Below are 16,357 nucleotides of genomic sequence, written 5' to 3'. Positions count from 1 at the left end.
CGTCATCACCCTCAGGTCGTCGTCTGCACGTGCAGGCGGCTGGTCTTGCAGCGGTGGAGCGCGCGGTAATGCTCCAGCGGCCGGCCGTTGGCGCCGTAGGCGATCGATTCGATGCGCAGCAGCGGCTCGGGCTGCGGCAGGTTCAGCAGCTGGCAGGTCTCGGCGTCTGGCAGCACCGCATCGATCCAGCGTTCGGCGCGCACCAGGCGCAGGCCGTACTGGCGGCGCAGCACGTCGTACAGCGAGCGGTCGTCCAGGCGCGTGCGGTGTAGGCCCGGCGCAAGGTCGGCGGGCACCACGGTTTCGACCAGCAGGCGCAGCTCGCCGTCCACGCTGCGCAGGCGCTTCAGCGCGACCACCTGCGTGTCATCACTCAACCCAAGTGACGCGGCTTCCTGCTCGGTGGGCGCGCGCAGTTCCTGCGTGAGGATCTGCGTGCGAACCGAGCGGCCCTTGCGCTCCATCTCGTCGGAAAAGCCGAGCACGGTAGAGACGAAATCCTCGTCGCGCTCGCGTGCCGACACGAACGCGCCGCGTCCCTTGATCTTGTAGATGAGGTTGTTGCGCACCAGGTCGGCCAGCGCCTCGCGCACCACGATGCGCGAGATGCCGAACTGCTCGCCGAGCTCGGCTTCGGACGGCAGCTTGGCGCCGATGGGCAGCGCGCCCTGCAGGATCTGCAGTCGAAGCGCATCGCGGAACTGGGCCCACAGGGGCGACTCGGAGTCGCGGTCGAGCACGGTCGAAGTTTCGGTCGAAGAGTTCACGTTGAGGGCTGGCCCAAGGCCTGAGGAGTCATCAATGATGCATCGAAAGACGGCGGCGCATCGGCCACCACCGGCGAAAGCCGCACGCCGTGGCGCTCGCGCAGGGCGGCGGAGCAGGCTTGCAGTTCGTGGTGCGCCTGCGCTGCGTCCCAGCCGAGCGCCTCGGCTGCGATGCCAGCCATTTCAGCCAGCGCGGCATCGGTGACGAGCCCGCGAATCGCCAGCAGCGTGCGGCGGATCACGAGGTCGTCGAGATGGACCACGCCGGTTTCGAGGCAGAGGTACGAGAGTTCGGCAACCGAGTAATCGGGCGCGTGCTGCAGCGGCACGTCGCCCGAGGCACCGAGGCGCTGCGCCAGCGGCAGCGCCTTCGATCCGTAGCGGCGCAGCAGCACCTGTGCGCGCGTGCGGCCCAGGCCGGAGGTGGCAACCATGCGATCGACGAAGCGCTCCGTCGCCTGTGCATCGGCAGGCAGCTCCGCACCGCCGCCGATGGGCAGCAGTTCGGTCGATGCGGTGCGCGGGCGGCCCAGCTGCTGCAGCACTTCGTTGGTGGCTTCTTCAGCAAGTGCACGAAAGGTCGTCCACTTGCCGCCGACGAGGCCGACGATGGGAATGTCGCGCGTCGCATTCGGCGGGTCGAGCACCACCGAATGGTCGCGCGAGATCTGGCCCGGCTTGTCGGCGTCGGAGCGTGCGAGCGGCCGCACGCCGACATAGGTGTAGACCACGTCGCCGCGCCCGAAGGAGAGGTTCGGGAACACCTCGGCCAGCACGTCGAGCAGGTAGTCGACCTCTTCGGGCTCCGTGCCGATCTGATCGGGGTCATCCACCGGAATGTCGGTGGAGCCCACCAGCACGCGGTCGAGAAAGGGATAGACGATGCACACGCGCCCGTCCACCGCCTCGAAGTAAGCCATGCGGCCTTCGAGTGCATCGCGCAGCGCGGGGTGGTCGAGCACGAGGTGCGAGCCCTTCGTGCCCATCACGCGTGAGCCCGCGCCGCCGAGCACGGCCGTGCTTCGGTCGAGCCACGCACCGCTGGCATTCACCACGGTGTCGGCCGTCACGCGCACCAGCGCGCCGGTGATCTCGTCGCGCAGCGTGAGGATGTTGCCCGCGCAGCCCATCACGCGGCAGTAGTTGGCGGCGGCCGAGCGCGGCTGGTCGCGGCAGGCGTCGCCGATGAGTTCGAGGATCAACCATTCGGGGTGGCTGATCCACGCATCGAAGAAGGTGGCGGTCCAGCGCACCGCGGCGCGGAACAGGCTGCGGTCGTTCTGCGGCACGCGGCTGATGCGGTGGTTGGGCATCACGCGCTGGCGGCGGCCCAGCAGGTCGTACAGGCGCAGGCCCGCCGCCACGGCCAGCAAGCCGCGCGTGCGCTGCGGCGGCGTGCGGCCGAAGAACTTGAGCGCGCTGCTCATGAGGCCGCCGAAGAAGCTCGACAGCGGCACCACCGTCTTCAGCGGCTGCACTAGGTGCGGCGCGTTGCGCAGCAGCAGGTTGCGCTCGCGCGTGGCTTCGGCCACCAGCGAGAAGCTGCCGTTCTCCAGGTAGCGCAGGCCGCCGTGGATCATGCGCGAGGGCGCGCTGCTGGCACCCGCGCTGAAGTCGCCCTTGTCGACGATGAGGCAATCGACGCGCTGCAGGCACAGGTCGCGGAACACGCCCACGCCGTTGATGCCGGCGCCGACGATCACTGTCGAGAAATGACGATCCGCCAGCGAAGCCGGACGCACGAAAGGCAGTTGCCAGGCGCTCATTTCGCAGCTCCCGACAGATGGGAAAACACAGGAGACATGGTGTCGATCAGTTCGTTGAAGCCGGCGTTGAAATCGGCATGGGCGCGTGCCTCGGCGGCATCGGGTTCGACCGTGTCGCAGGGTGCGAGCAAGGCGCTGCCCTGCGCGGCGTGGTCGATGCCTTGCGACATGGCGGCGTAGATGGCTGCGCCGCGCGCGCCGGTTTCGTCGTCGGCGCAGCGTTCGACCGGGTGAGCCAGGAAGCCGGCGAGCAGGCGCACGAGGCGCGTGTCGCTCGCACCGCCGCCGAGCACGGTCGATGCGGACACGGGCAGGCCGCAGGCTGCAAGGCGCGCGGTGTGCCGCGCGTGCAGCGCGGCGACCGAATCGACCACCGCGCGCGCCATGTCGCCGCGCGTGTGGTGGCTCTTGAGCCCGACGAAGCCCGCCGTCACGCCGCCACCGCCGTTGACGAAGGGCAGGAAGCGCAGGCCGCCCGCGCCCAGCGGCACCGACATCGCCAGGTCGACGACAGCGCGCGAATCGGGCAACCCGAGCACGCCAGCCAGCCATGCGATGTTGGCCATCGACGACGGGCTGTTCTCCATGTAGAGCCGCTTGTCCTCGCGGCCGAAGTTCACGACGGCGGCAACATCGGGCTTGGGCTCGATCACAGGGCCGATCACCGCGTTCACACACCAGGTGCCGAAGACCGACACCGCGCGGGCACGCCCTTCCGCGCAGATCGCGGTCATCGAGGCGAGCAGGTCGATCGCGCCCATCGCCACGGGGATGCCGGCGGGCAGGCCGCACAGCGCGGCTTCGGAAGGCCGCAGCTTGCCGACGACCTCGCCGCTCGGCACCAGCGGCCCGAAGACGTGCGGCCCGAGGTCCGCGATGCCCGATGCATCGAAGGCCGCCTGCGACCACGTGCCCGTTGCGATCGACACCAACCCGGCAGTGCTTGCATCACTGGCATCGGTCGCGATCTCGCCTGTCAGCAGAAAGCCGAGATAGTCCTTCGCGAACAGCAGCCGGCGCACCGCCCCGCGCTGCACGGCATCAGTGCCCAGCAGCTCGGCCGCGACCACGGTGGGCTGCCCCGGCCACGGCCTGCAGCCGACATCCGCGAACAGAGCGTCGCCATGGCCCAGTGAGAGCGAACGTGCACGCGCATCGGCGCGCTGGTCGGTCGACGCCACGGCCCGCCCGCCCACGAGTTCGTTGCGCGCATCGAGCGCATAGAGCCCCGCGCCGTGGCCCGTGCAGCCGATGGCGCGGACCTCGGCCACGCGGGCGCCGAGCTGATGGGCGACGTCGCGCAGCACGTGGGTCAGGGCCGCGCGGATCGCTGTCGCGGCCACTTCGCATCCCCCTCCAGGCAGCCGGTCGTGCGGCAGTGGCATTCGGGACAGGGCGATGGAGCGGCCGCTCCCGGCTTCGAGGGCCAGGGCTTTCAGGCTGCTCGACCCCATGTCGATGCCGATCAGTATGTTTGGCTTCATGTCATAACAGCTTCGGCGGAATAAAAGCGCGTTGCCAGTAGCGTTTCCCCTAGTTATCCCGTCAAACGGGCAGCGCGTACATTCTAGCCTGTCATAACAACTGTCGTGACGCAGAGGATCAAAGCGCTGCCCTGAAAAGCAGCATTGCAAGCTGAGCCCACCCAACGTGAGGAGACAAAAAATGAGGCGTAATTTCCTGAAGTCCGCCGCGGCAGCCGGCATCGGCCTGGCCGGCGCCAGCGCATTCGCGCAGCAGCAGGCCGCGGCACCCGCCGCGGGCGGCGGACTGCGCGGCAACCCCAGCGACGTCTACGTGATGAACGTGATGGTGTCGGGGGTCGAGTACTGGTTTCCGGTCTACGAAATGATGAAGCAGCTCGGCCGCACGCTGGGCGTTCGCACCCGCTACACCGGCACGCCGGAGTACGACGTGAACAAGCAGCTCGCATCGTTCGAGCAGGAGCTGGCGCGCAAGCCTGCCGGCATCCTGCTGCACCCGATGAACCCCGACCCGTTCATCGAGCCGATCAACCGCGCGGCGGCGATGGGCATCCCGGTCGTCACCTTCGCGGCCGACTCGCCGAACTCCAAGCGCACCTCTTTCATCACGTCCGACAACGACCGCGAAGGCACGCAGGCCGCCGACGCCATCGCCGCATCGCTGGGCGGCAAGGGCGAATACGCCGTGCTGGAGAACCCGGGCCAGGACAACCACGACCGCCGCATCGCCGCATTCGTGAACCGCATGAAGGCCAAGCACCCGGGCATGAAGCTGGTCGGCCGCGCCGCCAGCAACCAGGACCCGAACAAGGCCTACCAGGCGGTGCTGAGCCTGGCGCAAGCCAACCCGAACCTGGGTGCCCTCTTCATGCCCGAGGCCAACTCGGCGCTCGGCGCGGCGCAGGCCAAGGTCGAGACCAAGAAGAACATCAAGGTAATGTGCTGCGACGTGAACGCCAAGATCCTCGACATGATCAAGTCGGGCGACGTGTTCGGCGCCATCAACCCGAACCAGGGCATGCAGGGCTACATGGGCATGATGATGCTGTTCCTTGCGAAGAACCCGACACTCATCGACCCGATGAACGACGCCAAGCGCAACGGCACCAACCCGATGGCCGTGCCCTTCCTGGACAACGGCCTTGCCGTGGTCAGCAAGGCCAACGCCGACGACTTCTACTGGGACAAGTACCTCGCCCGCCGCGGTACCAAGGGAATCGGCGAGTGAACGCAGTGAGCGCATTGCTCGAACTGAAAGGGATCAGCAAGCGCTTCGGCGCTTCGCGTGCGCTCTCGGGCGTGGACTTCTCGCTGCACCGCGGCGAGATCCACGCCCTGTGCGGCGAGAACGGCGCGGGCAAGTCCACGCTGATGAACATCATCGACGGCATCCACCAGCCCGACGAAGGCACGATCTCGCTCGACGGACAGAAGGTCGTCATCGACGGCCCGGCGCACGCCATGCGCCTGGGCATCGGCCTGGTGCACCAGGAGATCGCCCTGTGCGGCGACGCCACCGTGGCCGAGAACATCTTCATGCCGGAGATCAACGCCGGCAAAACAGCGTGGATGAACTACGCGAGCCTCAACGAGCGCGCCGCCAAGGTGCTGCAGCGACTGGGGCAGGACATCGATCCTTCCGCGCTGGTGAAGGACCTGAGCATTTCCACGCAGCAGCTCATCGAGATCGCCAAGGCGCTCACGCTGAACTGCAAGGTGCTGATCCTCGACGAACCGACGGCCGCGCTGACCGACAACGAATCGGCCGCTCTCTTCAGGGTGCTGCACGACCTCAAGACGCAGGGCATCGGCATCATCTACATCAGCCACCGCATGGCCGAGATCTTTGCGCACGGCGACCGCGTCACCGTGCTGCGCGACGGACGCGACGTACACAGCGGCCCGCTCGCCGAGCTGAACGCCGACGACCTGGTGCGCCGCATGGTCGGGCGCGACCTGGGCAACTACTACCCGCCGAAGCAGGAAGAGCCTGCATCGGACGAACACGTACTCGAAGTGACCGACATCGCCGACGGCGAGCGCGTGCACGGCGTGTCCTTCACGCTGAAGCGCGGCGAGATCCTCGGCATTGCGGGCCTGATGGGCGCCGGCCGCAGCGAGCTCGCCGAAACCGTGTGCGGCCTGCGCCCCGCGCGGCGCGGCACCGTGCGCCTGCGCGGCAAGCAGCTCACGATCCGCAAGTACAGCGACGCATTGCGCGAAGGCATCGCCTACCTCAGCGAAGACCGCAAGGCAGCCGGTGTGTACCTCGACCTGCCCATTGCGCAGAACATCGCATCGATGGCGCTGAAGCGCGTCAGTTCGCGCTTCGGCCTGCTTCAACGCTCGGCCGAACACAGGCTGGCCGTGGAGCTCGGCACCAAGCTCAAGCTGAAATCCGACGGGGTCGACATCGACGTGGCGAGCCTGTCGGGCGGCAACCAGCAGAAGGTGGCCATCGCCAAGCTGCTGGCCACCAACCCCTCGGTGCTGCTGATGGACGAGCCCACGCGCGGCGTGGACGTGGGCGCCAAGTCGGAGATCCATCACATCCTGCGCGAGCTGGCCAACCAGGGCGTGGGCGTGATCGTGATCTCTTCGGAGCTGCCCGAGATCATCGGGCTGTGCGACCGCGCGCTGGTGATACGCGACGGCCGGCTGGCCGGTGAAGTGCAAGACAACGAAATGACGGAAGAGGCGCTGCTGCGGCTGGCCTCCGGACTTTGCGAAGAGGAAACGACAGCATGAACTACCCGGCACAACTCGATGCGGGGGCCGCCCCAGGCCTCCAGCCGCGACCACAGACTGGAGGAGGAGGCCCCGTGAAACCCGCCAGCAAACTCGGCAGCATGCGCGAAATGGGCTTGCTGCTCATCATCGCGGCGCTGTGCGTGGGCATGAGCTTCGCGTCGCCCTACTTCCTCACGTGGGACAACGTGCGCGCGATGCTGCTGTCGTTCTCCATCGAGGGCATCGTGGTGGTGGGCATGACGATCCTGCTGATCGTCGGCGGTATCGACCTGTCGGTGGGCTCCGTCGTGTGCTTCGCGATGGTGGTCACGGGCAAGCTCTTCCTCATGGGCTTCGACCCGTGGACGGCGGGGCTGGTGGCCATCGGCGCAAGCGCGCTGATCGGCGCGATGATCGGCGGCTGCGTCACGCGCATCGGCCTGAACCACTTCATCGCCTCGCTGGCCTTCATGGTGATCGTGCGCGGCCTGTGCCTGGCGCTCACGCAGGGCACGCCGCAGTCGCTGTTCTCGCTGCCTGCCGAGTTCAAGTTCATCGGCCAGGGCACGCTCTTCGGCATTCCGGCCGTGATCCTGATCTTCCTGGCGATCGTGGTGGCGAGCGACTTCGTGCTGCGCCGCTCCACCCTGCTGCGCCGTGTGTTCTACACGGGCAGCAACGAGAAGGCCGCGCTGTACTCGGGCATTCGCGTGGGCAACGTGAAGTTCTGGGTCACGGTGCTGTGCTCTGCCTCCGCGGGTCTTGCCGGCGTGATCTACACGGCCCGCTTCGGCGCCGCCACGCCCACCTTCGGCATGGGCATGGAGCTCAACGTGATCGCCGCCGCGGTGATCGGCGGTGCCAGCCTCAAGGGCGGCTCGGGCACGGTGCTGGGCGCTGTGCTGGGCCTGGCGCTGCTGTCGGTGGTGACCAGCTCGCTGATCCTGCTCGACGTGTCGCCTTACTGGCAGGACGTGATCAAGGGCCTCATCCTGCTCGCAGCCGTGACCATCGACCACCTCATGAACACGAGAAAGACCAAGCGATGAACAACGCATCGATGAAGAAGACCACGCTCGGCCCTTCGGGCATCGAATGCTCGGCCATCGGCCTGGGCACCTGGGCCATGGGCGGTTGGATGTGGGGCGGCGGGGACAACGCCGCCGCCGTGCTGGCCATACAGGCTTCGCTAGACGCGGGCGTGAACCTGATCGACACCGCGCCGGCCTACGGCCTCGGGCGCTCCGAGAGCATCGTCGGCACCGCGCTCAAAGGCCGCCGCCACGAGGCCGTGATCGCCACCAAGTGCGGGCTGGTGTGGCACACGCAAAAGGGAACGCACTTCTTTGAAGAAGACGGCCACCCGGTGTACCGCTACCTCGGACGCGAGTCGATCATCCACGAGGCGGAAGAAAGCCTGAAGCGCCTGCAGACCGACTACATCGACCTCTACATCACGCACTGGCAGGACAGCACCACGCCGGTCGAGGAGACGATGAGCACGCTGCTCGAACTCAAGAAGCAGGGAAAGATCCGCGCCATCGGCGTGAGCAACGTGAGCCCCGAGACGCTCGCCGAGTACCTGCGCTACGGCCCGGTCGACGCGGCGCAGGAGCGCTACAGCCTGATCGACCGCGAGATCGAGCAGACGCTGGTGCCGCTGTGCAGCGAGAACAACGTAGCGGTGCTGGGCTATTCGTCTCTGGCGCTCGGCCTGCTCGCCGGCCCCATCGACCCCGAGCGCAAGTTCAACGGCGACGACCAGCGCGCGAGCAACCCGCGCTTCAGCGCCGGGAACCGCGGAAAGCTCAAGGCCTTCTTCGAAGAGATCGAGCCGCTGCGCAAGCAGCTCGAATGCTCGTTCGGCCAACTGATGATCGCGTGGACGCTGGCACGCGGCAGCGTCTCGGTGGCGCTGTGCGGCGCACGCGTCAGCAAGCAGGCCATCGAGAACGCGGGCGCCGGCTCGGTACACCTGCGCGACGACGCGCTGCAGCTCATCGACACGGCGGCCAGCAGGCATCTGCTCGCGCTGGCCTGAACCGTCTTTTCTGTCCCACAACCAAACAAGCAAGGATTTCTTTCGTATGTCGAAGGACAAGACCGCACGCCTGAACCGGCTGCTGAACAACGGGCGCTGCCTGGACATCGCGCTCGACCATGGCGTGTGCAACGAGCCCTCGTTCCTCAACGGGCTCGAGGACATGCCGGCGGTGATCGACAAGCTCGTGGCCGCCGGCCCCGACGCGATCCAGCTCAACTACGGCCAGGCCGACCTGCTGCAGGACCGCCCCGGCCGTGACAAGCCCGCACTGGTGCAGCGCATCGACATGGGCAACCCCTACAACGCCACCGCGCACCGCGTGATGTGGGCCGTGCTGCAGAACGAGCATGACCCGGTGCTGCCGGCCGTGCAGCGCGACGCCGCCTGCGTGGTCGTCAACCTGTTCATGCTGCCCGACGAGCCCGACCTGTTCCGCCAGTGCGTGCAGAACATCGCGCGCGTGCGCGCCGACTGCGACCGCTACGGCATGCCGCTGATGATCGAGCCGCTGGTGATGCAGTCGCCCACGCCCGGCAGCCGCTACATGGTCGACGGCGACGCCGAGAAGATCGTCACGCTGGTGCGCCTGGCGCGCGAGATGGGCGCCGACATCGTCAAGGCCGACCCGACCAGCGACCCGGCCGACTTCCACCGCGTGGTGCAGGCCGCGCGCTGCCCCGTGCTCGTGCGCGGCGGCGGGCGCGAGGACCTGCAGCAGGTGTTCGCGCGCTCGCGCGTGCTGATGGACGAAGGCGCCGTCGGCATGGTGTACGGGCGCAATGTGTACCAGCACGCCAATCCGTCGGCGGTGGTCGATGCGCTGATGGCCATGATCCACCGCGGCGCGAGCGCCAAGGAGGCGTGGGACATCTATGAATCGGGCGGCGTGAGATGAGCTGACGCCACCCGATCAAGGAGAGAGCGAGAGAGGGAAGAAGAGGAAGCAAAGGCTGTACGGCGGGCGACGCATGCGTCGCCCGCCGGGGTGCGTCCTGCGCGCGAGCTTTTGCCAGAAGAAAAAAGACGGAGCGAGTTGGCCGAGAAAAAGGGTTCCCCTGCGGACTTCAAACAACCTGGAGGCAACGATGAAAATCCGGTATTACTTGATGGCGTTCCTGCTGCCGTTCGTCACGCTGCTGACGCACGCGGCAATCACCGGGGTCAGTCCGATGACGACCCTGAACAACATGGCGGCGGCGGTCTCCGCGGCCGTCGCCGACCCGCTCCCGCTGCAGGGGCCGGGCCTGGGTAATCTCACCTACACGTCGGCCGAGCTGTTCAAGCCGGTGTCGATGATCACCAGCCCCGCGCACCCGCTCGATCCGGCGCACAGCAGCGCCTACGAATCGCGCGAGGTGCCCGCCACCTACCCGGGCCGCAAGGACTACGGCATGAACGCGGGCATCATGGTCAACGGCTACTTCCTCACCTCCTTCGCGCCGGACAGCGGCCTGGGCCCGGGCGGCTTCCTGCTGTACGACGTGTCGAACCCGCGCCAGATCCAGCTGGTCAAGAAGATCTACGAACCCGAGGCCCGCACCAAGGAGTTCCGCGAAACGCACTCCTTCGGCACCGCGAAGATCGGCGGCAAGACGTACGTGGTGCTGCCCAGCATCAACGGCGTCGAGTTCTGGGACTTCACCGACGTCAACGACATCAAGCAGGTGAAGAAGCTGGCGCTGCCCGGCGTCAATGGCGGCGACTACGAGAACGTGGCCTGGCAGCTCTGGTGGCAGGCACCCTACCTGTACGTGGCGTCGGCGGGCCGGGGCATCTTCATCGTCGATGCCAGGGACCCCGCGAACGCCGTGATCGCGAACCGCGGCGCCGGCAAGCCCAATCCGGTGCCCACCGGCGAGCTCGGCGGTTTCCGCATCGGCCCGATCTTCACGATGGGCAACCACATGGTGCTGACCGCGATGGAAAGCAACGGCGGCTTCGCGAGCCTGGACATCTCCGATCCGCTCAACCCCAAGGTGCTCGATTCCATCGTGGGCACCACGCCGTTCTACTACGCGACCTGCTTCGACGGCCGAAACCTGCATGCCTCCGCGCGCAACAGCGGCGCCAGGATGTACAGCTACGACCTGAGCGACCGCTCGCACTTCGTGGCCGAGGACAACCGGCTCGTCATCGACGAACAGCTGTACTGCGCCACGCAGGACAACTACGTCATCCAGGGCGCGCAAACCCGCATCCACAAGGTCGACGTGAGCAATCCGCTCAACCACGTGGAGGTGGGCCGAGGCAGCATCCTGCGCGAGGACGACCCGAACTTCACGCATTCGGACAACGGCCAGGTCGCGATGTTCGGCAATCTCGTCTTCGTGGGCAACGACCATGGCTCGGGCAGCGGCTTCGTCGTGCACTCGGTGGACCCCGACACCACGAAGCCCGAGGTCAAGCAGGTCTCGCCCGCCAACGGAGCGAAGCAGCAGGCGCTGACATCGCGCATCGGCCTGGGCATGACGGACAACATACGGCCCGAGAGCGTGAACTCCAACACCTTCATCGTGCGCCCTGTCGGCGGCAACACGCTGGCCGGTACCTACAGCGTGCAGTTGGGCATCATCAACTTCCACCCCGACCAGCCGCTCTCGCCCGGCACCAGCTATGAAGTGTTCCTGCCGGCCAACGGCGTGAAGGACTATGCGGGCAACGCCATCGGCGCGGACTACAAGTCGACCTTCAACACCGGCAACGCGACCGACATCAACCTGATGCACTACTGGACGCTGGCGGGCAACCTCTCCGACCAGATCGGCGCCAACAACGGCACGCCCGCCGGCGGCGACGCGTTCGAGAGCATCGGCATGAACTTCGCGAACCGCACCACCGGTGTGCCGCTGAAGAACGACAGCGTGGCCACCGTGCTCGGCGGCACCGCCTCGCTGAGCTTCTACATGAAGACCACGCAGGCGGGCGGACCCAACTCGTGGACCGCGCCCGGCATCTTCGGGCGCGACCAGTCCGGCGGCGCGGACGACGTGTTCTGGGGCTGGCTCGACAACGGCGGGCGCATCAAGCTGTCGATCGGCAACGATGCGGGCACCACCTCCACCGCAGCGGTGAACGACGGCGGCTGGCACCACGTGGTGATGACGCGCGACGCGGCCTCGGGTGCGCAGGCCGTGTACGTCGATGGGGTGAAGACCACATCCACCGGCCCCACCGGCAACAAGGGCCTGTCGAACAAGTTCAACCTGCTGGGCCAGATCCAGGGCAATGCGGCGCTCTTCAAGGGCACGCTGGCGGAGGTGCGCGTCTACGGCCGCGTGCTCAACGACAGCGAGGTGAGCACGCTGCGCGGCCAGGCCATCATCGGCGACCCCGGCATCGGCGGCGGACCGAAGATCGTCAACGGCCAGCTGGTGTTCAACCCGGCCACGCTGGGCAGCAGCGGCGCGCAGTTCCGCTGGAACTTCGGCGACGGCACGCAGACGGCCTATTCGAGCCAGCCGAACTACACCTACACCTACACGCGCCCCGGCCACTTCACGGTGACGCTGACGGTGAAGGACAGCAGCGGCCGCGAGACCTTCTACACCTACAACCTCACGGTGATCGTTCCGACCACGGCGCGGGCGCCCACGCACACCACCAACATCGCAGGCGACGCGAACTCGGTGTATTCGGTCAACCCCGACAGCGGCACGGTCGCCGCCATCAACGCGCAGACCCTGGCCAAGCTCTGGGAGACCCGCGTGGGCGATGAGCCGAAGACGCTGGCAGTCGGCCCCGACGGACGCATCTGGGTCACGGTGCAGGGCGAGGACAAGCTGGTCGCGCTCAACGCGGCAGACGGCGCCATCTCCGCCACCGTGGCGCTCGCCTACGGCAGCGGCCCCTACGGCGTGGCCTTCACGCCCGATGGCGCGAAGGGCCTGCTGACGCTGGAGAGCAAGTCGGTGCTGATGAGCTTCGACCCGAGCAACGGCGCCACAACCGGTGCGGTCGCGCTCGATGGCGCGCTGCGCGGCATTGCCGTCAACTCCGACTCGCAGGTGGCCTACGTCACGCGCTTCAAGTCGAAGATGACGGGCGGCCAGCTGCACAGGGTGAACCTGCAGAGCATGAGCGCCATGACCACCATCGCGCTGCCGGTGGACACCACCACGGTGGACACGGAGAGCCGTGCGCGCGGCGTGGCCAACTACCTGAGCCAGGTCGTGATCTCGCCGGACGGCAAGCGGGCGGTGCTGCCTTCGAAGAAGGACAACATCGTGCGCGGCAAGTTCAGGGACGGCAACAACCTGGTGCACGACCAGACGGTGCGCTCCATCCTGTCGCAGGTCGACCTGCAGGCGGCGGCGGAGAAATTCGACGAGCAGATCGACTTCGACGACCGCGCACCGGCGCGCGCCGCGCTGTTCTCCGCCTCGGGCGACTATCTGTTCGTTGCGCAGATGGAAGGCAACCGCGTCGCCATCGTCGATCCGTACAGCCGCTCGGTACGCGGCGAGATCAACGCCAGCAGCGCGCCGCACGGCCTGTACCTGGACTCGGCGCGCAAGCGGCTGTTCGTCAACAACTTCCTGGCGCGTTCGGTGTCGGTGCACGACGTGGCCTCGGTGCTGAGTTCGGAGACCAATGCCCCGACCTTCCTGCAGAACGTGTCGACGGTGGCGCAGGAGCCGATGGCGGCCGCGGCGCTGCGCGGCAAGCAGGTGTTCTACAACGCCTCCGACCGGCGCATGAGCAAGGACAACTACATCTCCTGCGCGAGCTGCCATGCGGACGGCGGCGATGACGGCATGGTGTGGGACTTCACCCAGCGCGGCGAGGGCCTGCGCCGCACCATCAGCCTGCAGGGCCGGCGCGGCATAGGCCACGGCAAGCTGCACTGGACGGCCAACTTCGACGAAGTGCAGGACTTCGAGAACGACATCCGCAACGAGTTCGGCGGCACCGGCTTCCTGACGAATGCGGACTTCGCGGCCACCTCCGACCCGCTGGGCGCGCCCAAGGCCGGCAAGAACGCGCAGCTCGACGACCTGGCGGCCTACCTGGGCTCGCTGAGCAAGTTCATGCGCAGCCCGGCGCGCAACGCGGACGGCAGCCTGAGCGTGGATGCGACGCGCGGCCAGACGCTGTTCAGCTCGGCGCAGTGCGTGACCTGTCACTCGGGCGGCACCTTCCGCGACGGCCTGCGGCACGACGTGGGCACGATCCAGGCATCGTCGGGCAAGGGCATGAACCAGCCGCTGGCGGGCGTGGGCTTCGACACGCCGACGCTGTCGGGCACGTGGAACACCACGGCGTTCTTCCACAACGGCCAGGCGGCCACGCTGCAGGACGTGCTCACCAGCGGCCACGGCAACGCCAACAGCCTGCCGGGGGCCGACCAGGTGGCGATCCGCGAGTACGTGCGCTCGCTCGACACCGCACCGGCCGTCGTCGCGCGCATCCGCTCCGACCTGAACCCCACGATGTGCGTGAACATCAAGGGCGCGGCAACCACCAGCGGCACGACCGCCGTGCAATGGCCGTGCGGCAACGCCGGCAACGAGAAGTTCACGGTGAACAGCCTGACGGGCGGCTACGTGCAGTTCGTGGCAGAGCACAGCGGCCTGTGCCTGGCGCAGAACGGCACCGCGACGACGAATGCGCCGGTGGTGCAGCTGGCGTGCACCGCCGGCGACACGACGCAATGGAGCCTGGTCGGCGGGACGGTTCGCAACCGCGCATCGGGTTCATGCCTCGATGTGCCGAACGGCTCGACGACGCAGGACACGGCACTCATCACGTGGACCTGCAACGGCGGCAACAACCAGAACTGGACGCAGCTGCCCTGAGGCTCTGACGCTCCCCTGAAAGCCGGCCGCTTCTTGCGGCCGGCTTTTTTTCGTGCAGCCCATGACCTCCCACGTCATGGACCGTGCGCACCCTCTCTGGGAAAGTACCTCCATCGAATCAATCAACCAACCAGGAGAAAACACCATGACCGGCTTCAACATCCTTCCCCTCGCAGTCGCCCTGCTGATCGGCGTCGCGGCCCTCGGCTCCTGCCTCGGCATCGGGCTGGTCGGCCAGAAGTTCCTGGAAAGCACCGCACGCCAGCCCGAGCTGGTCGACACGCTGCAGACCAAGTTCTTCCTGGTGGCCGGCGTGACCGACGGAGCCTTCATCATCGCCACCGGCATCGGCCTCTGGTTTGCCACCGCCAACCCCTTCGGCTGAGCAGGAACGAGACGGCGCACTGGCACCATTCGTGCTAGCACTGTTGACACCGAATTGTTTACAGTTAAAGTATTTAGCTATCAACGGTTTGATGTCGCCGATGCCGCATGGGGCGGTACCGGTGCGTTGTTTCATCTTTCCCTGCCGGAGAACCCATGAGCCACCTGCCCCCGAAGTCGCCCGCGCTGCCGCGCACCCTGCTTTCGCTGCTGCTGTGCGGCGCAGCCCTCGGTACCGCGGTGTCGGCCGCTGCCGCACCCGTCAAGGTGGGCCTGGCCCTCGACATCTCGGGGCCATTCGCGGCATTGGGCGCCGAGGCGCGCGACGGCTTCGCGCTGGGCATCAAGCAGCTGGGCGGCAAGCTCGGCGGGCAGGACGTCGAATTCGTGCAGGCCGACATGGCCGGCAGCCCCGACCAGGCCAAGCAGCTGGTCGACCGCATGATCCAGCGCGACAAGATCGACATCTTCAGCGGCCCCATCGGCTCCAACGTGGCGCTGGCCGTGGGCCCGACGCTGTTCAACGCCAAGGTGCCGTACCTCTCGGCCAACGCCGGCCCCAGCCAGTTCGCCGGCGCGCAGTGCAATGCCTACTTCTTCGGCACCGCTTACCAGAACGACCAGTTCCACGAGGCCGCCGGCAAGTTCGCGCAAGACCGCGCCTTCAAGAAGATCGTGCTGATCGCCCCCAACTACCCGGCCGGCAAAGACGCACTGGGCGGCTTCAAGCGCCAGTTCAAGGGCCAGGTGGCCGACGAGCTCTACACCAAGCTGGGCCAGATCGACTACGCCGCCGAGCTCGCGCAGCTACGCGCGGCCAAGCCCGACTCCATTTACTTCTTCCTGCCCGGCGCGATGGGCATCAACTTCATCAAGCAGTTCGTGGGCGCGGGCCTGTCGAAGGACATCACGCTCGTGACCAGCGGCTTCTCGGCCGACGAGGACGTGATCGGCGCCGTGGGTGACCCGATGCTCGGCCTGTTCAACACCTCGCACTGGGCGCACGACCTCGACAACGCCGCCAACAAGGCCTTCGTGGCCGCGTTCCGCAAGGAATACAACGGCCGCTACCCGTCGGTGTACGCCGCGCAGGCCTATGACGCGATCCTCGCGATGGACGCTGCCGTGAAGCAGTCCGGCGGCAACGCGCAGAACCGCGAAGCCGTGGTGGCCGCGCTGAAGAAGGCCAACTACGCGTCGACGCGCGGCAACTTCAAGTACGCGAACAACCACTTCCCCATCGAGAACTTCTACCTGCGCGTGATCGGCAAGGATGCGCAGGGCAAGGTCACGAACAAGCTGATCAACACGGTTCTCACGAACTACGGCGACAGCTACGCAGACAAGTGCCCCCTGAAATAGGCTCGCCCCCAGGCTTCGCGCACTT

Annotated in this window: 11 protein-coding genes; 8 read left to right on the top strand and 3 right to left on the bottom strand. The window is 67.2% G+C overall.

Annotated elements, in window-relative coordinates:
- Positions 1-11 precede the first annotated feature (11 nt).
- From BMW87_RS13780 to BMW87_RS13770, 3 genes are read right to left on the bottom strand one after another with little or no spacing between them, the layout of a single operon-like run.
- Entirely contained in the window at positions 12-767 is a 756-nt protein-coding gene (locus BMW87_RS13780) for a GntR family transcriptional regulator (RefSeq protein WP_093053825.1), read from the bottom strand.
- On the bottom strand, positions 764-2,533 hold the full coding sequence (locus BMW87_RS13775) for a glycerol-3-phosphate dehydrogenase/oxidase (RefSeq protein ID WP_093076864.1): 1,770 nt from the start codon (positions 2,531-2,533) through the stop codon (positions 764-766). Before BMW87_RS13775 ends, BMW87_RS13780 begins: the two co-directional genes overlap by 4 nt.
- Positions 2,530-4,017 carry an FGGY family carbohydrate kinase gene (locus tag BMW87_RS13770; protein ID WP_093076863.1) on the bottom strand — a complete coding sequence of 496 codons (1,488 nt, stop codon included), beginning with the start codon at positions 4,015-4,017 and terminating at the stop codon, positions 2,530-2,532. Before BMW87_RS13770 ends, BMW87_RS13775 begins: the two co-directional genes overlap by 4 nt.
- 181 nt (positions 4,018-4,198) lie before the next feature.
- Between BMW87_RS13770 and BMW87_RS13765 the strand changes: the two genes are divergently transcribed.
- The 8 genes from BMW87_RS13765 (at position 4,199) to BMW87_RS13730 (ending at position 16,332) form a co-directional block, all read left to right on the top strand.
- Entirely contained in the window at positions 4,199-5,245 is a 1,047-nt protein-coding gene (locus BMW87_RS13765) for a substrate-binding domain-containing protein (protein ID WP_093076861.1), read from the top strand.
- Positions 5,242-6,765: a sugar ABC transporter ATP-binding protein gene (locus tag BMW87_RS13760; protein WP_093076860.1), complete on the top strand. Its 1,524-nt coding sequence runs from the start codon at positions 5,242-5,244 to the stop codon at positions 6,763-6,765. The genes BMW87_RS13765 and BMW87_RS13760 overlap by 4 nt, the downstream gene beginning before the upstream one ends.
- Positions 6,762-7,796 (top strand): ABC transporter permease, encoded by a 1,035-nt coding sequence (locus BMW87_RS13755; protein ID WP_093053814.1) that lies wholly within the window; start codon positions 6,762-6,764, stop codon positions 7,794-7,796. The genes BMW87_RS13760 and BMW87_RS13755 overlap by 4 nt, the downstream gene beginning before the upstream one ends.
- An 11-nt stretch (positions 7,797-7,807) precedes the next feature.
- Positions 7,808-8,788: an aldo/keto reductase gene (locus BMW87_RS13750; RefSeq protein WP_093077166.1), complete on the top strand. Its 981-nt coding sequence runs from the start codon at positions 7,808-7,810 to the stop codon at positions 8,786-8,788.
- Positions 8,789-8,834: 46 nt separating this feature from the next.
- Positions 8,835-9,686 (top strand): class I fructose-bisphosphate aldolase, encoded by an 852-nt coding sequence (locus tag BMW87_RS13745; protein ID WP_093076858.1) that lies wholly within the window; start codon positions 8,835-8,837, stop codon positions 9,684-9,686.
- A gap of 190 nt (positions 9,687-9,876) precedes the next feature.
- Complete coding sequence (locus tag BMW87_RS13740) at positions 9,877-14,586, top strand: Ig-like domain-containing protein (protein WP_093076857.1); 4,710 nt, start codon at positions 9,877-9,879, stop codon at positions 14,584-14,586.
- Between the two features lie 145 nt (positions 14,587-14,731).
- Positions 14,732-14,971: a F0F1 ATP synthase subunit C gene (atpE, locus tag BMW87_RS13735; protein ID WP_012745530.1), complete on the top strand. Its 240-nt coding sequence runs from the start codon at positions 14,732-14,734 to the stop codon at positions 14,969-14,971.
- Between the two features lie 155 nt (positions 14,972-15,126).
- Positions 15,127-16,332 carry an ABC transporter substrate-binding protein gene (locus BMW87_RS13730; protein ID WP_093053805.1) on the top strand — a complete coding sequence of 402 codons (1,206 nt, stop codon included), beginning with the start codon at positions 15,127-15,129 and terminating at the stop codon, positions 16,330-16,332.
- Positions 16,333-16,357: the final 25 nt, after the last annotated feature.

This window comes from Variovorax sp. OV084 (assembly GCF_900111625.1).
Taxonomy (GTDB): domain Bacteria; phylum Pseudomonadota; class Gammaproteobacteria; order Burkholderiales; family Burkholderiaceae_C; genus Variovorax.
The sequence above is the reverse complement of the archived record's forward strand: the minus strand, read 5'-3'. Positions and strand labels throughout refer to the sequence as shown.